The 24367-nt window shown below is 35.1% G+C and carries 23 protein-coding genes and 1 riboswitch; of the genes, 9 read left to right on the top strand and 14 right to left on the bottom strand.

The features are described from left to right. Positions 1-9 precede the first annotated feature (9 nt). Positions 10-1095: a Delta(10) desaturase DesB gene (gene desB, locus BAU27_RS25500; protein ID WP_071772377.1), complete on the bottom strand. Its 1086-nt coding sequence runs from the start codon at positions 1093-1095 to the stop codon at positions 10-12. A 581-nt stretch (positions 1096-1676) separates the two neighbouring features. On the opposite strand from desB, the gene BAU27_RS25495 reads away from it, so the two are divergent. Then, entirely contained in the window at positions 1677-3203 is a 1527-nt protein-coding gene (locus BAU27_RS25495) for an FAD-dependent oxidoreductase (protein WP_071747251.1), read from the top strand. A 142-nt stretch (positions 3204-3345) separates the two neighbouring features. Then, a complete protein-coding gene (locus BAU27_RS25490; RefSeq protein WP_071772376.1) occupies positions 3346-4647 on the top strand; it encodes an MFS transporter in 1302 nt (433 codons plus the stop codon). A gap of 113 nt (positions 4648-4760) precedes the next feature. Here BAU27_RS25490 and BAU27_RS25485 read toward each other — a convergent pair whose 3' ends face one another. Together BAU27_RS25485 and BAU27_RS25480 are read right to left on the bottom strand one after the other, a co-directional pair. Beyond that, positions 4761-5543 carry a nucleotidyltransferase domain-containing protein gene (locus tag BAU27_RS25485; protein WP_071772375.1) on the bottom strand — a complete coding sequence of 261 codons (783 nt, stop codon included), beginning with the start codon at positions 5541-5543 and terminating at the stop codon, positions 4761-4763. A gap of 111 nt (positions 5544-5654) precedes the next feature. Further along, positions 5655-6764 carry a PRK06851 family protein gene (locus tag BAU27_RS25480; RefSeq protein WP_071772374.1) on the bottom strand — a complete coding sequence of 370 codons (1110 nt, stop codon included), beginning with the start codon at positions 6762-6764 and terminating at the stop codon, positions 5655-5657. 149 nt (positions 6765-6913) lie between these two features. After that, a riboswitch (SAM riboswitch) is annotated at positions 6914-7026 on the top strand. 85 nt (positions 7027-7111) lie between these two features. Between BAU27_RS25480 and BAU27_RS25475 the strand changes: the two genes are divergently transcribed. After that, positions 7112-7744 (top strand): cyclase family protein, encoded by a 633-nt coding sequence (locus BAU27_RS25475; RefSeq protein ID WP_071735259.1) that lies wholly within the window; start codon positions 7112-7114, stop codon positions 7742-7744. 24 nt (positions 7745-7768) lie between these two features. Here BAU27_RS25475 and BAU27_RS25470 read toward each other — a convergent pair whose 3' ends face one another. The 7 genes from BAU27_RS25470 to BAU27_RS25440 all read right to left on the bottom strand — a co-directional run bounded on the left by BAU27_RS25470 (position 7769) and on the right by BAU27_RS25440 (position 13585). Next, complete coding sequence (locus BAU27_RS25470; RefSeq protein ID WP_071747248.1) at positions 7769-8152, bottom strand: hypothetical protein; 384 nt, start codon at positions 8150-8152, stop codon at positions 7769-7771. A 229-nt stretch (positions 8153-8381) separates the two neighbouring features. Beyond that, on the bottom strand, positions 8382-9608 hold the full coding sequence (locus tag BAU27_RS25465) for an ATP-binding protein (RefSeq protein WP_071747247.1): 1227 nt from the start codon (positions 9606-9608) through the stop codon (positions 8382-8384). 144 nt (positions 9609-9752) lie between these two features. Then, entirely contained in the window at positions 9753-11018 is a 1266-nt protein-coding gene (locus BAU27_RS25460) for an S-adenosylmethionine decarboxylase related protein (RefSeq protein ID WP_071747246.1), read from the bottom strand. A gap of 243 nt (positions 11019-11261) precedes the next feature. Further along, a complete protein-coding gene (locus BAU27_RS25455) occupies positions 11262-11930 on the bottom strand; it encodes an LSm family protein (RefSeq protein ID WP_071747245.1) in 669 nt (222 codons plus the stop codon). Positions 11931-12109: 179 nt separating this feature from the next. Beyond that, positions 12110-12553: a spore coat protein gene (locus BAU27_RS25450; RefSeq protein WP_071772373.1), complete on the bottom strand. Its 444-nt coding sequence runs from the start codon at positions 12551-12553 to the stop codon at positions 12110-12112. Positions 12554-12574: 21 nt separating this feature from the next. Then, positions 12575-13096 carry an LSm family protein gene (locus BAU27_RS25445; protein ID WP_071747243.1) on the bottom strand — a complete coding sequence of 174 codons (522 nt, stop codon included), beginning with the start codon at positions 13094-13096 and terminating at the stop codon, positions 12575-12577. Positions 13097-13345: 249 nt separating this feature from the next. After that, on the bottom strand, positions 13346-13585 hold the full coding sequence (locus BAU27_RS25440) for a helix-turn-helix domain-containing protein (protein ID WP_080018159.1): 240 nt from the start codon (positions 13583-13585) through the stop codon (positions 13346-13348). Positions 13586-13768: 183 nt separating this feature from the next. On the opposite strand from BAU27_RS25440, the gene BAU27_RS25435 reads away from it, so the two are divergent. After that, positions 13769-14137, top strand: coding sequence for a hypothetical protein (locus tag BAU27_RS25435; protein ID WP_071747242.1), 369 nt, complete (start codon positions 13769-13771; stop codon positions 14135-14137). 175 nt (positions 14138-14312) lie between these two features. Here the strand turns inward: BAU27_RS25435 and BAU27_RS25425 are convergent, their stop codons facing one another. Then, a complete protein-coding gene (locus tag BAU27_RS25425; RefSeq protein ID WP_071747240.1) occupies positions 14313-15362 on the bottom strand; it encodes an NAD(P)/FAD-dependent oxidoreductase in 1050 nt (349 codons plus the stop codon). Between the two features lie 331 nt (positions 15363-15693). Here BAU27_RS25425 and BAU27_RS25420 point away from each other — a divergent pair, with 331 nt between their 5' ends. From BAU27_RS25420 to BAU27_RS25410, 3 genes are read left to right on the top strand one after another with little or no spacing between them, the layout of a single operon-like run. Then, positions 15694-16611, top strand: coding sequence for an iron-hydroxamate ABC transporter substrate-binding protein (locus tag BAU27_RS25420; RefSeq protein WP_071772372.1), 918 nt, complete (start codon positions 15694-15696; stop codon positions 16609-16611). A gap of 48 nt (positions 16612-16659) precedes the next feature. Next, positions 16660-17700 carry a FecCD family ABC transporter permease gene (locus tag BAU27_RS25415; protein ID WP_071772371.1) on the top strand — a complete coding sequence of 347 codons (1041 nt, stop codon included), beginning with the start codon at positions 16660-16662 and terminating at the stop codon, positions 17698-17700. Then, positions 17697-18704 carry a FecCD family ABC transporter permease gene (locus tag BAU27_RS25410; protein ID WP_071772370.1) on the top strand — a complete coding sequence of 336 codons (1008 nt, stop codon included), beginning with the start codon at positions 17697-17699 and terminating at the stop codon, positions 18702-18704. The genes BAU27_RS25415 and BAU27_RS25410 overlap by 4 nt, the downstream gene beginning before the upstream one ends. A gap of 40 nt (positions 18705-18744) precedes the next feature. Here BAU27_RS25410 and BAU27_RS25405 read toward each other — a convergent pair whose 3' ends face one another. Genes BAU27_RS25405 through mtnK form a run of 3 tightly spaced genes read right to left on the bottom strand, consistent with a single transcriptional unit; the run spans position 18745 to position 21717 of the window. After that, positions 18745-19386 carry an L-fuculose-phosphate aldolase gene (locus BAU27_RS25405; protein ID WP_071747236.1) on the bottom strand — a complete coding sequence of 214 codons (642 nt, stop codon included), beginning with the start codon at positions 19384-19386 and terminating at the stop codon, positions 18745-18747. Between the two features lie 51 nt (positions 19387-19437). Next, a complete protein-coding gene (gene mtnA / locus BAU27_RS25400; RefSeq protein WP_071772369.1) occupies positions 19438-20478 on the bottom strand; it encodes an S-methyl-5-thioribose-1-phosphate isomerase in 1041 nt (346 codons plus the stop codon). A gap of 12 nt (positions 20479-20490) precedes the next feature. Beyond that, positions 20491-21717, bottom strand: a complete 1227-nt coding sequence (gene mtnK, locus BAU27_RS25395; protein WP_071772368.1) for an S-methyl-5-thioribose kinase — start codon at positions 21715-21717, stop codon at positions 20491-20493. Between the two features lie 591 nt (positions 21718-22308). Here mtnK and ahpC point away from each other — a divergent pair. Continuing rightward, a complete protein-coding gene (ahpC, locus tag BAU27_RS25390) occupies positions 22309-22872 on the top strand; it encodes an alkyl hydroperoxide reductase subunit C (protein WP_000924420.1) in 564 nt (187 codons plus the stop codon). Positions 22873-22886: 14 nt separating this feature from the next. Next, on the top strand, positions 22887-24367 hold a 1481-nt coding region (ahpF, locus tag BAU27_RS25385), incomplete at its 3' end, for an alkyl hydroperoxide reductase subunit F (protein WP_071772367.1).

Raw genomic sequence — 24367 nt, 5'->3', positions numbered from 1 at the left:
TATCTATGCTTATTGATTTACCTTTTTTATAGTCTCGTTTTCCTCTATATGTTCCTCACGATATGAAATATTATGAGGATCTAGGCCATTTCCTAAAGAACCATAGAAATGCTCCCTATGCGGATCAACTAATTCACTTCCGTGATAATACACACGTGGTGTATTCCAAAGCGCTGCCAATGCTTTCGTCATCGGCATTTCGTGATAGCGTTCTGGCCACATTTCTTTAATTTTATCTTTTACTAATGGATAGTATTTAGAACTCATAGCAGGAAACAGATGATGTTCTGTATGGTATGAGAAATTGAAATGTAAAACGTCTACCCAACGCGGCACTGTTACTGATAAACAGTTTGCTAAAGGATCATTTACTGGAACAATTGGATTTAAGCGGTGATTTGTTGCGATATATGCCATTACAATGAAGTTAGCAATTAACAACGGAATCACATATGCAAATAACCATTTTGCTGGTCCCATAATAAACAATAGACTAATCCAAACAGTCCAAGGCAAAAGGAGTTGAAGCCATACAGATTTTTGGTTGGATGACTTAAATTCCTTTATAAAATGAAAGAACATTCGAGTTGAATGCAATGTAAATTGAATTGTTAGTGACAGAAAACTAAAGAAAGAACGTACATGAAGCGGCATACGATATACCCAACTCAAAAACTTACTCTTTTTAAGCTTCTCAAGTGTCGGCCATGCATCTGGATCATTCTCTTCATGCTGTGTATGAACATGATGTGTTGCATTATGCCATTTTCTCCAAAGTTTTGGTCCTGTTGATAGTGGCATAAATGCAATCGCACCTAAGAAATCACGAAGCCATGCCTTTCTTACAACTGTTCCATGTAAAATTTCATGACCTAAAAACCCAAGTGAAGCAAAACATAATCCGAGAACAATCGCAATCCCTAGATTTGCCCACACATTCAATTCAAATACACCAATCGCTATTAACCCCGCTAATGCCACAAGTAAATAAGCCAGTCCACCAAATAAACGAGTAGGAACTGGTTTAAATGCTTTTTTCGGCAAATGTGGTGATACACGCGCTGCATACCACCCAAACGTATGAAGCTCCTTCATCCTTTTGCCCCTTTCTTATGCCGCGCCCTGCGCAACTTGCATATATTAATTCTCGCTTCCAGATTGATTTTACTAGGTGATCCAAAAAGCATCTATTATAAGGAAAATATACTCACTCTATCGTCACTTATTTTTCGCTTTTATTATCAATGAAAAACATTTCTCTTTTTACTCTCTATCAACCTTTCCACATGATGAATCATAACAATAGAATTTCTATATTGTCAACAACTTTTATGACCTAGTAATAAAAGTTGGTTATACTTTTATAATCATACTTTATTTCACTAAAGAAAAAGTATAGATTTCATAAGGATTTATCCACTATATATATACATATACTTAAACACAATGTACTCTATCTCATTCAAGAAGTCTCTATATAATCAGCAAACGGAATCACTTAAATTTAGTTTTATATAAATCCTACTTCTTCATAATGCCCTATCAAATTAATTATATTAAAATAATTTAATCCCTCTTTTAATAAAAGTAGACTCCTTCTAAAATAACGCACATGAATTTCATATAATATGGAAATATTAAAAGGAAAATTGTTCTAAAATCAGGAGGTTTCCACAATGACAAGTGATACATTTCCACAACTGCCGTTATCTTATTGGATTGAATCTACTCCGTTTCCTACTTTCCCTCGTTTATCCGAAAATATAAAGACGAAAGTTGCTGTTATCGGTGCTGGTATTACAGGTATTACCACTGCCTATTTACTTGCAAAAGAAGGAATCGACGTTGTTTTAATTGATTCTGGTCTTATTTTAAATGGAACAACTGGGCATACAACAGCAAAAGTAACAGCACAACATGATCTTATTTACGACGAATTAATAAATCATTTCGGTGTGGAAAAAGCCAGGCTTTACTACGAATCAAATAATCATGCTCTACAATTCATAAATGACACTGTGCAAACATATAAAATCGACTGTAATTTTTCAAATGAAGATTCATACTTATATACAACTACTGATAATGGTTTAAGAAATTTATCGAAAGAATATGAAGCTTATCAAAAATTAAATATACCTTGTGACTATGTTCAATCTCTATCGATTCCTATTCCAATACAATCTGCACTTGTAATGAAAAATCAAGCACAATTCCATCCCCTCCGTTATTTGAAAACACTTTTAGAAAAATTTGTGGAAATGGGCGGAAAGGTCTATGAACAAACAACAGCTATGGATGTAGAAAAAGGAGATTATCCACAAGTAATTACAAAGGAGGGGCATCGCATCACTTGTGAATACGTCGTCTCTTGTTCTCATTTTCCTTTTTATGATGCTAATAGCTTTTTCTTTACGCGAATGTACGCAGAACGCTCCTATGCTCTTGCAATAAAAGCAAAAACAGATTATCCAGGTGGCATGTATTTAAGTATTGATGATCCAAAACGCTCCTTACGCTATATAACAAACGATGGAGAAAAGTTGATTTTGATTGGCGGAGAGAGCCATAAAACGGGACAGGGAATAAATACGATGCTTCATTATGAAGCACTCTATTCTTTTGCTGAATCAACTTTTGGAGTAGATGAAGTTTCCTATAGATGGTCAGCACAAGATTTGATTACTCTAGACAAGCTTCCTTATATCGGACATATTAACGAAAGGAATCCAAATATATTTGTTGCAACTGGATATCGCAAATGGGGAATGACAACTGGAACTGCTGCAGCCCATTTACTGAAGGACTCCATTCTAAAAGTCCACAGCCCATATAAAGAGCTGTTTGCACCATCACGATTTCATGCAAATCCGGATATAAAAACATTTCTCTCACAGAACATTGATGTTGCTAAACATTTAATTGAAGGAAAAATTGAAACCGCATTACGTAAACCAGAAGATCTTGAAGTTGGCGAAGGATCTGTAGTACATGTAAATGGGAAACGCGCAGGTGCTTATAAAGATAAAGAAGGAAAATTACATATCGTCGACACCACTTGTACGCACCTCGGCTGTGAAGTTGAATGGAATAACGGTGATTGTACGTGGGATTGCCCTTGCCATGGTTCCCGTTTTTCAATTGAGGGCGACGTTATTGAAGGTCCTGCAGATCAACCATTAAAACGAGTTGATAACGAGTAAAAAAACAAAGAAGTTCAACAAGAAACCTGTTGAACTTCTTTGTTTTTCATGACACCTTTTCATATAAATTTCGACATAAGAAGGGAAATATTAACATTAAATAAAATAATATATTCATCTACAAATAAAAGGAGTGAATACTATGCAACCTTCTGCTCCACCTCATCTAGAACCTCCAGAAACTATCTCTTCAAGCTCTATTACAAAACTTGTTGTTTTTATTTGTTGGCTCGCCATTCTAGCTGACGGATATGATTTAGGTATTTACGGCGCCGTTCTGCCAAAGCTTCTAGAAGACAACAGCTGGGCACTATCACCAGCTCAAGCTGGAACAATTGCTAGCTATGCTCTATTTGGGATGTTTATTGGCGCTATTCTAGTCGGAACCATTACAGATTTAATTGGACGAAAGTGGACACTTATATGCTGTTTAGCTCTTTTTTCTATCACAATGGGCTTAGCTGCAATTGCTCCTTCTCCTGAATTCTTTGGGATATCTCGATTTATCGGAGGAATCGGATTAGGCGGTGTTATCCCAACGGCTTCAGCACTTACTGTTGAATATTCACCAAAAAAACGGCAATCTTTTATTTATGCTCTTATGTTTACCGGCTATCCTTTAGGTGTCGTGTTAGGTGCTATTTTATCCATGTTTATGTTAGAAGATTTCGGATGGAGAATTATGTTTGGCATCGGAATGATTCCACTACTCCTCATTCCTTTCATTATTCGTTATTTACCTGAGTCCATTCAATTTTTATTATCGCGGAATCGACAAGAAGAAGTGAACAAAATTCTTGATCGCTTTCAAATTGAATTCCATGTAAAAGATGAAATTCCTGGAACACCATCTAATATACAAAAGAAAAATGGATTTCTTACGTTATTCTCAAAAGAATACATAAAAGCAACGCTACTTTTTTGGATCACTTATATAATGGGAATGTTTTTAATATACGGTTTAAATACTTGGTTACCACAGATGATGCGCCAAGCAGGATATCCTCTTGGATCTAGTTTATCATTTCTACTTATACTAAATATTACTGCAGCTATCGGCGCATTATTTGCTGGGGCGATTGCCGACCGTATAGGAGCAAAAATTGTTATTAGCATCTCCTATCTTATGGCAGCCATATGTATTGGACTGTTAACAATTCAACCATCTGTTACAATCATTTATCTTTTAGTTGGTCTTGCTGGAATTGGATCAGTCGGTATTACTCAAATATTAAATGCTTATGTAACACAATACTTCCCATCACATATACGAGCTACCTCCTTAGGATGGGGACTTGGACTTGGCCGAGTTGGTGCGATTGCTGGCCCTATTCTTGTCGGTATTATTATGACAATGCAATATGACTTGGCGTGGAATTTTTACTTATTCTCCTTTGCAGGTCTTATCGCAGCTATATCTGTTTTCTTTATTCCTACAAAATAAAGTGAAACTTTAATCAGTGGTGGGGTGCATCCCAGCTGATTATTAGCCCACACCAATTAGGCGCTTACGGGCAGTAGGCTCCCACAAATCGCGGGATAAAAAAGAGCACAAATTTATTTGTGCTCTTTTTGGTATACTTCAAACAACATGTTTCTAAATAGTGTATTCAAACTCTCAATATCAATCCCTAATCCCTTTTCAATCCCTTTCACGTATTGCTGATAATAATCAATTTGTTCTTCTAAAAATTGATTTAACACCTGAATTTTCAATCCAACATCTAATTCCGTACCTGCTTTTTTCTTTACTAACAATTTCTCAATCTCATTCAACACACTACGTTCTATAGATATTTCTGTAATTAATCGGTCAAATTCTACTGGAGGTAATGTCCCTTTCTCTTCTAGCCATTGACAAGCTAAAATAGGACGTAATACATAAAAGTACTTTTTCAACTTTACATTCTCGCCTTGCAAAAATTCACGATAATTTTTTGAAGCCATATGTAAGTAATGATATATCGTTGCCTTTGGATCAAAATTCTTTTCACTCATTTGCTGAAGCTGCTCTGGAAAATTAGAGTTTTTCGAATAAAAAATTGGTGATTGAATCCACTCAAGTAAAGCTGGATTTGACTTCGCGAATAGTTGCAATGCCTTTTTAATATCCCAGCCACTTATATCTAAATCATCACTAATCGGATATTCAATTACATCTCGTTTATCATGAATTGATAAATACCATTCTACTGGATGTATATAAACAAACCTAACATCATAATCACTATCTTTCGATGGAAATCCCCAAGCACGACTCCCTGATTCCACTGCAAATAAAATTTCCACATCATTCTCTTGCTCAATTCTTTCTAGCTCTAATTCAATTTTCCCTCTCATTTCATACCATCCCCATTTTTTGATTATTTCCTTGGAAATTCGACAAATATATTACCAATTTTACTACATACTAAAATAACTGCCAGAAATTTTCTGACAGTTCAATAAATCCTACTTTCTCTTTTCAATTACAGTAGCGGTAATTCGTTCAAACTCTTTTTGAATTTCCTCTTTATATGCATCCACTTTTGAAAAATCCATAGCAGCAATATAAATTCGTTCTAATTTATCACGAACTGATTTCGCTTTTGCCAAGAAAGACATCGCCTCATTCATTTTTGCCTTATATTGAATGGAAACGTCACGAATTTCTTTAGCATATTTTTCATCCGTCCCCGGTGTAACAATAAGAGCGTACATATCTATAATCTCATCACCCACGCGACTTGGAAAATATTCATGTGGTGCGGTACTATCAAAAATTGCAAATCCTAATTCTCTTACAATAACCATATCAAGACTATTCGGATCAAATCCGCAATGATACACTTCAACTTCAAACCCTTTTTCTTCTGCTGCCTGCGCTAACTTTTTGAGCATTGTTGATTTTCCAGAGCCAGGGCGTCCTTTTATAAAATAACGATGTGGTAATCCTTCTGTTAAATTAGGAACGAAATCAACTGCTCCTTTCGGTGTAGCAGCTCCTAAAAAACGATGTTTCACAATCGATTGTTTCCCCTTTTTATTTGTAAATAATTTCTGAATCAATTGATCTGTTAGTCCATTTGCTTTGTTAAAATCAATATTATTAATATATATTTTCTCCCACTCATCGTGTATAACTAATGCCTCTTGAAAACATCCGTAAGCAGATTTGAAAGCCTTGCTCGCTTCTGATACAAATCGTTCAATTTCTAACTTCTGCTTTCTTAATTTATCTGAGTCCCAAGCAACTCCTAAATTAATATACTCTTCCACAACCCCTGGCATTTTAGGCTCAATAACATGCGGTGATGTTCCATCAACAATTCCTACTTTTAATTTTGGGATAATCACTCCATCAACTGACTTATTATCAGAAGAACAATGTAAAAGTTCAATATCATATCCCTTTTCAACCCATTCACGACCTATTGCCTTTATTAAAGAAGATTTCCCAGTTCCTGGACCACCCTTTAAAATAAACAACCTGTCTAGCCCTTTTAAATTCTCTTCGTATAAATTATGAAATCCTCTAGCTGTATTTCCACCAGCATAATAATTCAATACATTACCTGTCACTGCACTCACTCCTTCGCAGCATTCTATTTACATAAGCTACAATATGCGAGCCACCTTATTTGGGTGAATACCTATTTTATATTGCACTAAAAAAGGAAATGAATTACAATTTAATTATTAAAAAAATCGAAATATTAAAACTGAATATATCTTTATCAAGAGAGGCAGAGGGACCGGCCCTTTGAAGCCCAGCAACCTCAGTTTATACAAACTGAATAGGTGCTAATTCCTGCAAAATGCAATGCATTTTGAAAGATAAAACTTAACCATTGTGTGCAAAACTCATCTTTCTTGATTATGAAAGATGAGTTTTTTATATTTTAAAACATATATTGGAGGTATTTAAAATGAAAGTAATCGACCTATCACAAACATTTGAAAACAATATGTCTCAATTTCCTGGAACACCAAAAATCCAACTAGAAGCAATTACAAACGTTGAAGAGACGGGCTATCAAGTTACAGATTTTCATTCTGTCGTTCATGTAGGTACACATTGCGATGCCCCTGCGCATTTCATTTCAGGTGCAACCACTATTGATCAATTACCCCTAAAACAATTTGTAGGTGAGGCCGTTCTTATCGATGTAACTCATATCCAAGAGAGAAAGTTACCTAAGGAAGTATTGCATAATACCGATATAAAAGAAGATGATATTGTCATTTTCCATTCCAATCTATCTAATAAGTGGAATACAGCAGCTTATGAGAAAGAAGCGTTTTATCTTTCCGAAGAATTAGCTGAAGAACTGGTTCAATTAAAAGTAAAATCAGTCGGTTTAGATTTTATTTCCCCTGATGAGGTAACGACAGAAACATCACCGATTCACCACATATTACTAGGGAATAACATTTACTTAATTGAAAACTTAACAAATCTAGATGCTATTAAAGCGAAACGTTTCTTTTTCTCAGCAGCACCTTTAAAAATTAAAGATAGTGACGGTGCTTTCGCAAGAGCATTCGCTGTTATTTTTTAAACACGCCTACAAAAAAAGCAAAGATCATTTTTGACCTTTGCTTTTATATTTTTTATTTAAATTTAAAAAGAATTGTTCCACTCTTGGGCGTAACCAAGCTAAATAGTCTTTATCTTTCTTCTTTGTACAAGTTATCTCTTCTCCATCCACCATTTCGACAAGTTCTAGCTCTAACAATTGCCTCGTAAATGCTACCATATTTACTTCTTCAGCCGGATACTCTTCTTTTAATTTCTCCTCAATTTCTCCCAATAAAAAGCCGTCTCGCATCATTGCTAGTGCATCAATCCAAAGTGGCGGCATTTCATATGTTTCTCCTGTAATTGTATCTTTTACAATATAATTCAATTTCTCTTTTCGAAATTGAATCGTGTGTAAACATACAGTCGAATTTAATGTTAATTCCATCATACCACCTCTTTCATAATATCCGCATAGAAAAAAGGATGCGCGTGCACCCCTTCTTTTCTTTTCATCACACTACCGAACCGTTACACGAGCTAAAAGCTCTATGTCGATATTTTCCTCCATTATAAACGAAGTGTTTTATAAAAAAAACCCTTCTTGAAACATTTTATAAAATGTTTATATTTACACAACAAGAACACTTTTCTGAAAAGTAATTTCGTCTACTGCACTACACTGTTGGTAAATAAATTTCCACTTTCGTTCCTACACCCATACTACTTTGAATCGCGATACTCCCTTGATGTTCTTCAATAATTTTATATGTAATCATTAGTCCAAGACCTGTACCATTCTCTTTTGTTGTATAAAAAGCTTTTCCGATCTTTTCTATCTTCTCATTTTCTATCCCAAAACCTTGATCTTCAATAGAAATACACAAATTCTCTCCACCTTTTTTATATGCACGAATCTGAATATCTCCACCCTTTGGCATCGATTCTATTCCATTTTTGATAATGTTTAATAACACTTGCTTTAATTGTTTATCATCACCATTTATAACAGGTAAATTTCCATCTACTTGCAAATGAAATTTCACTTTATATTGAGTCGCATAACTTTCCATTAACTGTACAACATATAAAAGGATTTCCCGTATATTACACCATTCATAATTTGTTGGTTTCGGTTTTCCTAATAACATCAATTCACTAACAAACTCATTAATTCTCTCAATTTCTTGCAGCATAATCTCATAGCTCAGCGTATCCTCAAGATTTCTTTCCTTTTGAATTTGTGTAAATCCTTTTAAAGCTGTTAATGGATTTCGAATTTCATGAGCAATTGTTGTAGACATGGTCCCAATAAGAGCTAAATTTTCGGTCTCTTTCATATTGCTCATCATCTTAACAACTGTTCTTACATAAGACTGGAAACGTTTTAACAGAGAATGTGAAATAATAAAAAAGAATACACATAAAACAAGCGGAATCACAACTTTTATATCTTGTAATATCAACGTGAAAAATACATATTTACCAATTACACTACAGGAAACGAAATAAAAATATTTTCTATTCACGAAAATCGGTGCAAATAAAATTAAAAATATTTCAACCATATTTCCATTTTCAAAAACACGATCACTGTGTAAATAAATCATTAAGTTATTAATAATGTCAATAAGCATATATCCAATTAAAAATAAATATTTTACAAAATATACATACCCTTGTTTTCGAAGATATATTGAAATAGGAAACAAAGATATTACTAATATATATACGCCTATTCCCATACCACCTTCTGGCCAACCTATCCTTGCTTCGTTAATATTCATAGCAGGATAAACAAAATAATAGATAACGTCATATAAAAAGAATATAATATAGAATAATAATATAAATACTTTTAAAGCTTCTCTTTCTTCATAAATCAAGCTCTTGTATTTGTTCATATAAAAACTCCTCTTGATCAATACAAAAATGACATTTCACATGTTATCCCCTTAAATTATACGTATGAAATTGCTTTCAGAGCAATATATAACCTTCTAATACTAAAAGGAAGGAGATACAGCTCCTTCCTTTTCAATCACAATTTATATCCACCTTACCCTATCGTGTAGCAATCCATCAGTAAAATTATTATGCCCTATTACAAAATCCTTCATATATAAATTTAGATATTCGCCGTACTTACTTTCCGTATTTAATAATAACTCCTCAACGTAATAAGCACCTTGTCCAAAGGGATCTAAAAGTAAACTGCACAAACCTGCATAAATTCCGCACCCTACTTGGAAGTATGTCGCATTCGTTTTATATTTTTGAAAAACTTGGCTGCTATTCATCACGTTATACATATATGTTTCACTATTTTCATAAACGAGTAGCACACCAACCAAATCCTCTCCAGCAACCTGTTCTTCAGCTGGATTAAATACTTTACGATTCCAATTCCATAAATCTTCTACCTTATCTAAGTTCTGTCTAATTAAATTAGTTGTATACTCATTAATTCGGTAAAGAAAACCCACTTCCATATTGAAGGTTTTCCCTAAAATTAAAACTTCCTCATGTGGCATTAAACAACCATAAAACTCTTCTTCTCCTAACTTTACTTTGTACTCTGAAGCATATACATCCTCATAAAAATAAAGAGGACGATGATGACTCATATACATCGGATAACTCCATATCGCTTCATCTAGAAATCGCTCTACTGCCCATGAAGCATAAAGTGTATGTGGCTTTATAAGTGCCGTATCATTCAAAAATGACGTATCATGTTCTACAATATAGCATGCTCGTGGCTTTTCATTTGGGCGTTCTTTCATAAGCTCCACAACCATCCATTGAACAACACCAGGATTCATACCTGAGCCTATAATCGCTCTTGTATTTGTGAATGTTGCTTTCTCCTTCTCAAACCTCGTATACCTTTCCGTAAGCTGAAAACCGAGTAAACTATTGTCCTGATCTACTGCCTCATTTTCCAAAGCCGAATTAATGTAACAAATGCCAAGTTCATTACAACAACTCAGTACCCTAATCGTATCCGCCCCTGAAACATCAATAACAACCTTCGTTCTTTTTTCTTTTAAATGTTGTTTAAATTTGACTACATCTTGAAGGTTCATTTCATATAAAAAAAATTGCTCTTTCAAATTTGGAAACAACTCATCATAATAATTTTTATCTTTTTGTTTTATATCCACCAAATGGAAATCTACATTCTTTATCACTTCATAAATTGGATCTTTTTCATTTACTACCGCTTGATTCAAAATTGCTAACACTGCTTTTGCTGCTCCACCAGCACTGCCAAGCAACGTAATCGAAAGCGAATTTGGAAACTGCTCCACAAATAAAACCCCTTTAATAAATTAGTTGAGCAGCACTTACTCAAAAAGTGAATTGAATACAACAAAAAGTAGCTCGTACATCTTTTTTATAATGTAGTACAAGATTACCTCTTTATAAGTAAAAACAGTAACATACTTATATATTCAATTCACTTTCCCCCTCATATCCAAATAACGGTAAAAAAATAGGCTCGACCTTTTCTTCCGCATATATAAAAGAAAAAGCCAGCCCTTTAAACTAGCCTACGGACAATGGACAGATTTCACATGTTGAATATTCACATACATTTTTGCGTCACGTGCTTTTAATATTTCAATATGTCCTTCATCAATTTTCTCCATCTTTCCGATTTTGTTATATTCCTCACCTAAATCAAAAACCATAATTTTCCCAGCCATTTTAATAAGCTGTTCTTCAAATGTTCTAGCTAAAGTAATATTTAGTGGATTTACGGGGAGTTCATTTTTGTTGAGGGAATAAGGTACTTGGTTCTCTTTATAAGGAATTAACCATTTCAAATGCTTTAAAGATATATACACCGTTTTATAAACTGGGCTATAAAAAACAATATAATCGTTCATTACACTTGTAACATAACCGTGTATTGGAGCATTTCCTGCCACATAAATTTCTGTAAAAATCCCTTTAGATGTGCTTAATACTTTCCTCAAAGAAATTGAAGGTGATTCTCTCTTAATTACAGAGTCCACATCTGGTTTTAATATTTCTTCTTCATGCCCTCTCAAAAATTTATAATATTGGACATGGTATAAAGATATATATACATAGTCTTGTCCATTGTAAAGAACTACAATATCATTTCCTACATCAATTAATACACCTTTAAATCTTTTTTCACCGATTAATTTAACGTATATATTTTCTCCAATATTTTTGTTCAGCTCATTCATCTATATCCTCCTTTCTATGAAATTGTACTTTTCTCTCTTCTATTTCCCAAAAATAATCGGGGGCACTTTTCTGTTTTTTAATAGTAAGAAATTCCTTTTCATATATCGCGAAATAATTGCAGCGATATATGAAATCGCTCTTCAATTTCAATCATAATGCCCCTCTTATTTATTAAACATTATTCTTCTTCATTCTTTTTGTTTTTAACTATTTGACTTACACTCTTAATATGAGAATTAATTACATAAATGACTTCATCACCGTTTACTAGTGTAATATTTCCATCATGTATATCACTTAATAAACCCTCCACACACTCTGGTCCACCACGATTAATCTTTATCCACGTATACTTCAAATCATTTAATACATCTAAAAAAGTATCGTCATCAGAGCAGAAACATGAATCATAGTCTCCTTGCGCTTCTTTCACTTTTCTGACTAGACTCTTCACATGTTTCAACTGATAATACACTACTTCTCCATGAGGTAATTGTAGTGTAAGGTAATCTTTCCCTAACACTGACAGTACACCTACTCGACTTTCCGGTCCGCGAAGATTTACTTTTACATTCTCACCTACTAAACCTTTGATTTGATCACAGCATACTACCTTCTTCAAATTCATACCCTCCTTTCTGTATTATCTTCCTCTACTTGATTGTCTTTGTGCGCGAGCTCGACTTGAATTATTGCTGTTTTCATTACTTTTCTCATCGCTACTCTCATCGCTCTCTCCACTTACTGGTGCATTATAATTAACACTTTTAATATGAGACAGTGCAATTAGTACAATTTCTTCTTTTATAATTAACGTTACATAATCATTAGAAACATCTTGTAAAATACCTTCAATTTTCTCTGGACCACCACGATTAATTTTCACCCAGCGGTATTTGAAGTTTTGAAGTAGCGTTTCAAAGTCTTCTGCACTGTCTTCTTCCGACCATCCAGAATCAGCTATTCCACCATCTTTCGTATTTTTTGTAATGCTTTTCAGATGACGAAGCTGATAGTAATGGTGCTCTCCTTTTTCATTCTGTAATACGAAGTAGTCCGCACCTATTGATACTATTGTTCCTTTTTGAGATTCTGGTCCACCTCTGTTTACTCTTACATTAGATCCAATTAAACCTTCCAAAAAATCCCAATTGAATAAACTCACGAGAAAACCCCTTCCATTAATTTATAAGCTTTTGCACTGATAGTATATGTATCTGTACAGGTTATGTTCGCTATGTTTGTCCCCGCCATGAAAAAATATGCTTTTAACTAATAGTACGAATCCCTATAAAAATCTTCTTTCCCTTAAATTAACTCTAGGATTTCGGGTGATTTTTTCATATCTTCATACAAAAATCCCCCGTATTAAGATACATTTCTTCATATCTTAATACGGGGGATTTTCATAAATTTAATCTTCGTCTTTAACATCCATATCTTCCGGAATTGGCTCATTTAATATTTCTTCCACTAATTGCTTATATTTCTCCATTTGTTCTAAATGTGTATTAAACTGTTCCTTGTTTAATAAATATTGCTCTCCATCAAACAGTGCACGAACTTTCTTTTGCTGAATTAAATCTTCAACATACGATTTGGGTAAATTCAAATATTCCGCAGCCTCTTCTATCGTTATATACAATGTGTTCATCCCTTTATAGTTTTTTCATATATATACTGTATCTTACTTTATTTTTGTAAACAAATAAAAAAGATTTTGTAAATACAAATTAAAAAGCAGGTAGATGCATTCCATATATTGTATAATAATATAGTAAGTATTTTTTTAAAATATAGAATGGTATTACCCATTTACACAAAGGAGAGTTAACATATGGCTACTCGTCACATCATTACAATGTTAGAAAAAACATTACGAGTTGAAACAGAAAACACAATTTCTCATCTATCTAAGTCTTTATCCGATCGTATTCTTTCACAAAGTGCAGCAGTACATGAAAGCAATTGCTATCATACAATTGGCGAATGGTACAAAAATCATTTCTTATTCCAACAAGATGATTTCCTTTGGGCTAAATACGTTTTCTATGATGCATATTGTGAGGCTATAAAAAAACAAGGCCATCTTACAAAACGCGTTCGCCAAATATTAGAATCATTAGCTCGAAAACATGGAAAACAATACATTGCTTCTATACTAAATATGCCATTTCCGAATGAACAGGCGAAAGGGACAGCATAAACCAAACCTAGATTCATTGTTTTCTAGAGAGATTACAAATAAAACGTTCATGTCACATGAACTAATGAAACCGGTGTCATGATAATGATTGCAGATATAATAAACAGGAAAACCCCCATTCACCTCTCTCGTCCATACGAATAGAGAAGTGAATGGGGGTATACTTGTTCCTTTATTATTTCATCATCTGCTTAATCAATTCTCGATTTCTCTTCTTAAATACCTCATTATGAGAAGAAACCATACCATACTCACTCGCATCTGGTTGAATAAATTGTTTCGCTTTATTTACAGCATTTCCAGCATCTTGGAATGCCCCTGCAATTAAATGTAATTTTCCGTCATGCTTTAAAATATCTCCAGCAGCATATAATCCGTCTACCGAGGACTCACTATTTGCATTCCCTGCAATAAAGTAATTATCTACAATTGCGACATCTAGCTCACTATTTTCCAATAATGCAATGTCACGTTCATATCCATGATTAATAATAACTTCATCGATAGATAACTGAGAAACCTCTCCCGTTTCATGATTTGTTAATGCTACATATTCAATCGTTTCATGGTTATCACCAGCAATTAATTTTGTAATCGATGTATTAAAGAAACATTCTGCTGAACTGTTCATAAGTTGTTTGACTTGTGCTTCGTGACCAGACAATTCTTCTTTTCTATATGTTAAATACACTTTTTTCGCGATTGGTTCTAATTCATTCGCCCAATCAATTGCAGAGTTCCCTCCACCTGAAATAATTACCGTTTTATCTTTGAAACGTTTTAACGATTTAACTGTATAATTTAAATTTGAGACTTCGAATCTCTCTGCACCTTCAATTGACAACTTTTGTGGATTCAATATACCACTCCCAGTTGCGACGATCACTGTTTTTGAAAAATGTTCTTCTCCATTGCTTGTTTTCAACGTAAAAATACCATCTTCATTACGAATAATTGATTCTATTTTTGTATTCAATGCAACTTCAGGCTGAAATGTTAATCCTTGTTGTACAAGTTGCTCAATTAATTTCTCGCCAGTAACCGGTAATAATCCGCCAATATCCCAAATCATTTTTTCTGGATAAACATGTATTTTACCACCTAACTGTGGTTGAAATTCTATTATTTTCGTTTTCATCTCTCTTAGTCCACTATAAAAAGCTGAATAAAGCCCCGCAGGCCCTCCGCCTATCACGGTTACATCAAACAATTCTTCTTGATTCATTCGTGTTCACTCCTCAGCTATTAATCATTGATTATCATTCTCAATAAAATATAACCTGTTTCCTCAAAATTTACAATCAAAATCACTATTGACAATACACCTATATAAAATTATAGTATTTAAAGAATCAATAGTGATAATCATTATCAATTTGTTAATTATTAGCAACTGTGAGATTACATCTTCTTCTATTACTATGGTGAATACTATGTGGTAAAATCTCAAGTTCAAGATTGTTAATAAGACTTTTGTATTACCACTAACTTTTCAAAAGATCAAAGCTAAACAATTTATTGTATATTACATATCATCTATCAAAAGGAGAAAGACCATGAAAAAATTACTTATTTCACTAACAGTTCTGTTCGTCCTTGTTATGAGTGCTTGTAGCAATGGTTCAACAGACAAGAAGAGCGACGCAAAAGGTAAGAAATCAGAAACAATTACATACCAATCTGAAGATGGTAAAGTTGAAGTTCCAGCAAATCCACAACGTGTTGTTGTCCTATCATCATTCGCTGGTAACGTAATGTCATTAGGTGTAAATCTTGTTGGGGTAGATTCATGGTCTAAACAAAACCCACGTTTTGATAGCAAGCTTAAAAATGTTGCTGAAGTATCAGATGAGAATGTTGAAAAGATTGCAGAATTAAATCCAGATTTAATCATTGGTTTATCCAATATTAAAAATGTTGACAAGTTAAAGAAAATCGCTCCTACTGTAACATACACTTACGGAAAAGTTGATTACTTAACACAACACTTAGAAATCGGTAAATTATTAAATAAAGAAAAAGAAGCAAAAACTTGGGTTGATGATTTCAAGAAACGCGCACAAACAGCTGGAAAAGACATTAAAGCTAAGATCGGTGAAGATGCAACAGTTTCTGTTGTTGAAAACTTCAATAAACAGCTTTATGTATACGGCGAAAACTGGGGCCGTGGAACAGAAATTCTTTACCAAGAAATGAAATTAAAAATGCCTGAAAAAGTAAAAGAAAAAGCTTTAAAAGAAGGATACTACGCATTATCTACTGAGGTATTACCTGAGTTCGCCGGTGATTACTTAATCGTAAGTAAAAACAAAGATACTGATAACTCATTCCAAGAGACAGAATCATATAAAAACATTCCAGCAGTAAAAAATAATCGTGTATATGAAGCAAACATGATGGAATTCTATTTCAATGATCCACTTACATTAGATTTCCAGCTAGACTTCTTCAAGAAGAGCTTTCTTGGTCAATAATACAAACATGAGGAATTCTTAATTTAAGAATTCCTCTTCCTTTATTCTATGAAAAGAAAAGATGTGAAACTGATGACAAAAGAGAAAGACAACCTACGTTCCAACGCTTTTACATACAAATTAATTTTGAGTATCATTGCATTCTTTCTTATTTTTATGTTTGCAATGGTGTTAGGTGCTGCGGATACTTCTATAAAAGATGTATGGTTAGCACTTACTTCCTCTGCTAAAGGGGATAAGCTATCCATCCTTCGTGAAATACGTTTACCACGTGAAGTTGCTGCTATTTTTGTAGGCGCTGGACTCGCTGTTTCTGGTGCAATTATGCAAGGATTAACGCGAAACCCTCTTGCTGATCCAGGATTACTTGGCCTAACTGGCGGCGCAAATGCTGCACTTGCACTAACACTTGCTTTCAACCCTTCTATAAGCTACCTTTACTTAACACTAGCTTGCTTTATCGGCGCTGCAATTGGCGCTATTATGGTATTTGGAATTGGCATGGTGAAAAAGGACGGACTTTCCCCTCTTCGAATTGTATTAGCTGGTGCTGCTGTTTCAGCATTTCTACTTGCAATCTCAGAAGGTGTTGGCATTTACTTTAAAATTTCACAAGATGTATCAATGTGGACGGCTGGAGGCGTAATTGGAACGAGTTGGAGCCAATTAAAAATTATTATTCCGGTTATTTCAATAAGTATATTTATCGCTATCTTACTTGCAAAGAAATTAACAGTCCTTAGTTTCAGTGAAGAAGTTGCCGTTGGACTCGGTCAAAAAATTATCGTCATTAAAACAATTTTATTTATCATTATTATCTTGCTTGCAGGTGCTTCTGTAGCGCTTGTCGGAAACATGGCATTTATCGGCTTAATGGTACCTCATATGGTTCGTCCAATCGTTGGGCCAGACTATCGTTTTGTCATACCGATGTCAGCAATCGCTGGTGCGTCCTTTATGCTACTCGCAGATACAATTGGGCGTACAATTAACGCTCCGTACGAAACGCCAGTTGCTGCAATTGTCGCTATTGTAGGGTTACCAGTCTTCCTATTTATCGTTCGTAAAGGAGGAAGAACTTTCTCATGATGCAATCTATTCTAAGAAAACAACGTATTATCATACTCGCTTTACTTATACTGACCATTACAACCATTGTAGTTGGAATGGGGCTCGGTTCAGCATCTTTATCTTATGATCGATTACTCCCAACACTAATGGGACAAGGTACATTTAAAGAAGAATTTGTTTTATATTCTTTACGACTACCTAGAATTGTCATTACATTATTAGCCGGTATGGCGCTCGCTTTATCTGGTGCTATCCTGCAAGGTATTACACGTAACGATTTAGCTGAACCTGGCATTCTTGGAATCAATGCTGGAGCTGGTGTTGCAGTTTCCATTTTCTTTTTATACTTTCCAATTGACGTAGGTTCTTTTCTTTACTTACTACCAGTCGTTGGGTTTATCGGTGCTTTCCTTACTGCTGTTCTAATTTATGTATTTTCATATAGTAAATCAACAGGACTTCAGCCGGTGCGATTAACATTAACCGGTATCGGATTTTCATTTGCACTATCTGGAGCGATGATTGTCCTTATTTCATCCGCAGATCGCATGAAAGTAGACTTTATTTCAAAATGGATTGCCGGAAATATTTGGGGAGATGACTGGATCTTCGTTTTAGCAATGCTCCCATGGTTAATCGTATTAATTCCGTTCGTTTTCTATAAAGCAAATCGATTAAACATTCTAGCATTAAACGAACCAGTCGCAATCGGTGTTGGAATTGAAATTGAAAAAGAACGCAGATACTTATTAGTTGCAGCCGTTGCGCTTGCAGCTGCAGCTGTTTCCGTAACAGGGGGAATTAGCTTTATCGGGCTAATGGCTCCTCATATCGCGAAATCTTTAGTAGGTCCAAGACATCAAATATTCATGCCAATCGCCGTTTTAATAGGCGGATGGCTATTACTACTAGCAGATACAATTGGACGAAATATCGTTGATCCTAATGGCATCCCAGCAGGTATTGTCGTTGCTTTAATTGGTGCTCCTTACTTTATGTATTTGTTGCTTAAGAAAGCGTAAAGAAACACCCTCAAGATTTTTTCTTGAGGGTGTTTTCATTTTACTGCTGCCCATACCCTTCAAACTTCTTCGCCAAATTCTCCATTTCGTCTTCTGGCAATAATTTCGGTTCCCCAACACTTTTCGTTTGATAATAAATTTGAGCACAAAACTCAATCTCTTCTGCAATAGTAAACGCCATTTTTATATTATTTGCACCAGCCATTAAACCATGATTCGCAAGTAAAACTGCACGACGATCAATCATTCCTTCAAAAGCTGCCTCTGCTAATTGCTTCGTACCAAATGTTTCATACGGTGCACAGCGAACATTTGGACCTGCAAAAGCAATTAAATATGACACAGCAGGAAGTTCCCATCCTAATGATGCAATTGTCTTCGCATAAGGAGAATGTGTGTGCACAAGCGCATTTATATCTTCACGATTTCTATAATAAATAAGGTGCATATCGAGCTCACTTGATGGTTTTCTCTCTCCTTCTATCACTTCACCATCTAAATTCAATATAACTACATCTTCAGGCTTCGTTTCATAATAATCTAAACCGCTTGGGCTAATTGCAACAAGCCCTTGTTCACGATTAAAAATACTAATATTACCCCCAGTCCCCTTTGTTAAACCACTGGAGATCATTTTCTTTCCATACGCTACAATTTCTTCTCTTTCGTTTTGTAATAACATATACATCCCCCTAAGTATGAAGCTTATGATGACTGACTATATATCTACTTACTAAAATAGCTTTTTTAAGTTCTCCGTAAGCGGTGCTTCCACAATCCCTTTTTCCGTAATAATCGCTGTTACATTTTCATATGGCGTAACATCAAATGCCGGATTATATACTTTACTTTCTTTCGGAGCAGAATATTGTCCGAAACGATTGATCACTTCAGAAGCATCTCTTTCTTCAATTGGAATTTCTTTTCCTGTCGGTGTTTTCAAATCAATTGTCGGCGTTGGTGCTGCTACATAAAATGGAATGTTGTAGTATTTAGCTAAAATAGATACGCCTAATGTTCCAATTTTATTTGCTACATCCCCGTTTGCTGCTACGCGGTCACATCCAACGATTACCGCATCAATTTTCCCTTGTGACATGACCATTGCTGCCATATTATCTGTAATGACCGTTACATCAATTCCCACTCGCTGCAGTTCTAATGCTGTTAACGTTGAACCTTGTAATCTTGGACGTGTTTCGTCAGAGTAGATTTTAAGGTCCCATCCTTTTTCTTTCGCTAAGTACATTGGAGCTGTCGCGGTACCGTACTTAGTCGTTGCTAACGCACCTGCATTACAATGCGTTAATACTCCCATGCCATCACGGAATAATGTTAATGCGTGTTCTCCAATTTGACGGTTAATTTCTTCATCTTCTCTATGAATCTCTTTTGCTTCTTCTAATAATCTCTCTTTCAACTGCGCAATTGATAAGTGAGCATTCTCTTTCGCTACACTTTCCATTCTTTCAAGCGCCCAAAATAAATTTACTGCCGTCGGCCTTGATGTTGCTAAATATGTACATACATTTTTTACTTCCTCTATGAATTCTTCCGCCGAACTTTCAGCAACTTCCTTTACCCCTAAATACACACCATAGGCTGCTGAAACTCCTATTGCCGGAGCTCCTCGTACTTTCATTACTTGAATCGCATCCCAGACACCCTCAGCCGTTTTAAAAGATTCATAGACTACTTCGTTCGGCAATACCGTTTGATCCAACAACACTAAAGTATCATCTTTCCACTGAATTGGTATTAATTGCTCTGCCATCATCTTCTCCCCTTACTTCGCACTATGCATTTGTTTTCTTAACGTTTCTACAAAGCTGGTACCTGTTTTATATCGATTCGCTTGTAAAATAAACTTCTTCGCTGCCTGAAGACAAATTCGCTCCATTCTAGCACGCGCTGCATCATTCTCAATACAAGTAATATCCTTTACCTTCGCTAGACCAACAATACGGCGAATTAACTCAAGACCCGTCACTGCAGCTGTATCCTCTAATACAGATTGTAAATAAACTTGGTTAAAGCCTTCTTCCTTCGCCATAACCTCTGTCACATGAATATCCCAAGCATCTAAAAACTTCTTCTTAAATAAATCAATTACATCTATTATGGTAGATTCTAACCAGTTCATATATGTATTTTTCTCCATACCAGATTGCATCACTGCATCTGCATTCACCCATGCAAACATTAAATTCGCCATTACATTCCCAACGTCATATCCCATAGGTCCATAAAAAGCAAACTCAGGATCAATAACCTTTGTAGAATCACTTTTTACAAAAACAGAACCAGTATGTAAATCACCGTGAAGCAGCGCTTGTGCATTCGTCATAAAAGAAAACTTAAGTTTTGCTACTTCCATACGAAGCTCTTTATCACTATAAATATGCTCTCTAATCCATCCTTCATTTAATTGAAACAATTCGTTGCGTTTATTATGATTTGTAAACGGCTCTGAATATACGAGGTCCTCTGTAATCTCACATAACTCAGGATTTATATAATTTTTCACAAGTTCCTTCTTCTCTTTATGATTCATTACAACATCTGATGTTAATAGAAGAGTATTTACCATAAAAGTAGTTAAATCATCAGCAAGCCTCGGAAACATTTGATGATTTATGAGTGCTGTGCGCAATATTGTATAACTTGATAAATCTTCCATCACACAACAATTCATCACACTATCGAACAAATATACATCTGGTACAAGTCCAGGTGCTAACTCTCCCTCTAATCGCAAAACATCCGATTCTATACGAATTCGATTCGTCGATAACTTAAACTCATCTGAAATACGCGCTGTATCCCCAGCTTGCTTTACAATGACAGAAATGTTCTTCTGTTCATCCAAAACGCGGAACACATAATTTAAATTACCATCACCTATTTCTTTACACTTTAACCCCTTTGCATGTTCGAACTTAGGTAATCTCTCTTGCACATATGCAATCACATCTTTAGCTTCCATTAAAAAATACTTCGTGAACTTAGACATGGTTTCCCCTCCACACTAAATGTAAACGTTTTCTAAAAGCCATAAAAAAATAATAGACTGAAATTTTTTCAATCTATACTATATCTTATTTGTTGCAATACATATCTCGTTTTTATTATATCTTGTTAGAAATGAGCGTCAATGTTTCTATTTCTCATTGCAATATACTTCTTATTATATATATTTATGATGACAATAATTGTTCACAAAGATTCCGATACATTTTGTTTTATTTATCTCACAATTCTTTGTAAAATAGAAGTAAGCAGTTCCTTTTCAAATCTACAACTTCTAAGAAATATTTCCTTCCTAAGAATTTATACTTACACCATGTCTCTAACATACACACTACTCTTTCCAGCACTCATTGAAAATTTATGACTTGAAAATTACCTTTTAATTCCCTAGCAGCCTTAATTGAGAATAAATATTAATTAAATTGGTATAAAGTTGGTTTATTCTCTTGACAAAATAACCACTTCTATATGATAATTAATATTGAATTAGAATTATTATAGTTAATTAAAAAATATATTTTATGAGCAAACTAATTTCCGATGCTCAAAACCAACCTTTAGGAGGAATTTTAATATGTTATTAATCGGCACAGAAGTAAAACCGTTTAAAGCTAATGCTTACCATAATGGAGAATTTATCCAAGTCACTGACGAAAGTTTAAAAGGAAAATGGAGTGTAGTTTGTTTCTACCCAGCAGACTTCACATTCGTTTGTCCAACTGAACTTGAAGACTTACAAAACCAATATGCAACTCTAAAAGACTTAGGCGTTGAAGTATACTCTGTATCTACAGACACTCACTTCACTCACAAAGCATGGCATGATAGCTCAGAAACTATCGGCAAAATCGAATACATTATGATTGGTGACCCAACTCGCACAATCACTACAAACTTCAACGTTTTAATGGAAGAAGAAGGTCTTGCTGCTCGTGGTACATTCATCATCGATCCAGACGGCGTTATCCAATCTATGGAAATCAATGCTGACGGTATCGGCCGTGACGCAAGCATTCTTGTTAACAAAATTAAAGCTGCTCAATACGTACGTAACAACCCAGGTGAAGTTTGCCCAGCTAAATGGCAAGAGGGTTCTGCAACACTTAAACCAAGCCTTGACCTTGTAGGCAAAATCTAAGGAGTTCGATCAAAATGATACTAGATGCAGATATAAAAACACAACTATCCCAATACCTTCAGTTAATGGAGAACGATATTTTACTTAAAGTAAGTGCAGGAGACGATAACGTATCTAAAGATATGTTAGCTCTAGTAGACGAATTAGCTACTATGTCATCTAAGATTACAGTAGAAAAAGTTGAATTAGAGAGAACACCAAGCTTTAGCGTAAACCGCCCTGGTGAAGACACTGGTGTCGTATTCGCTGGTATTCCATTAGGACACGAATTTACTTCATTAGTGTTAGCTTTACTACAAGTAAGTGGACGCGCTCCAAAAGTTGAACAAAAATTAGTCGATCAAATCAAAAACATTCAAGGCGAATATCATTTTGAATCTTATATCAGCCTAAGTTGTCATAACTGTCCTGATGTTGTACAAGCTCTTAACGTAATGAGCGTTCTTAACTCTAGTATTACACATACTATGATTGATGGCGCTGCATTCAAAGAGGAAGTAGAAAGCAAAGACATCATGGCAGTACCAACTGTTTACCTAAACGGCGAATCTTTCGGAAGCGGTCGTATGACACTTGAAGAAATTTTAGCTAAAATGGGTAACGGTCCAGATGCATCAGAGCTTTCTGATAAAGATCCATACGATGTTCTTGTTGTTGGTGGCGGCCCTGCCGGTGCAAGTGCAGCAATTTATGCAGCACGTAAAGGTATCCGCACTGGTATCGTTGCTGAGCGCTTCGGTGGTCAAGTAATGGATACTATGGGCATTGAGAACTTCATCAGCGTAAAACGCACTGAAGGTCCTAAGCTAGTAGCAAGCCTTGAAGAGCACGTAAAAGAATACGACATCGATGTAATGAATCTACAACGTGCGAAACGTTTAGAGAAAAAAGAACTTATTGAAGTGGAACTTGAAAACGGCGCTATTCTGAAAAGTAAGAGCGTAATCGTTTCTACAGGTGCTCGCTGGCGTAATGTTGGCGTACCAGGTGAAGCTGAGTTCAAAAATAAAGGTGTAGCATACTGCCCACACTGTGACGGTCCATTATTCATCGGAAAAGATGTAGCAGTTATCGGCGGAGGTAACTCTGGTATTGAAGCAGCTATCGACTTAGCAGGTATTGTTAAGCATGTAACTGTTCTTGAATTCATGCCAGAATTAAAAGCTGATGCTTTATTACAAGAACGTCTTAACAGCTTACCAAACGTAACTGTTCTGAAAAACGTTCAAACGAAAGAAATTACTGGTACTGACAAAGTAAACGGTATTTCTTACATCGATCGTGAAACTGAAGAAGTTCAACACGTTGAATTACAAGGTGTATTCGTTCAAATCGGTCTTGTGCCAAACACAGACTGGTTAGGCGAAACTGTTGAACGCGTTCGCGGTGAAATCGTAACAGACAAGCACGGTGCTACAAACGTACCAGGAGTGTTTGCTGCAGGTGACTGTACAAATAATCCGTACAAACAAATCATCATCTCTATGGGTTCAGG

The sequence above is a fragment of the Bacillus sp. NH11B genome, from assembly GCF_001884205.1.
GTDB classification, from domain to species: Bacteria; Bacillota; Bacilli; order Bacillales; family Bacillaceae_G; genus Bacillus_A; species Bacillus_A proteolyticus.
Note: the sequence above shows the minus strand (reverse complement) of the source record. Positions and strands in the feature narration are given on the sequence as shown.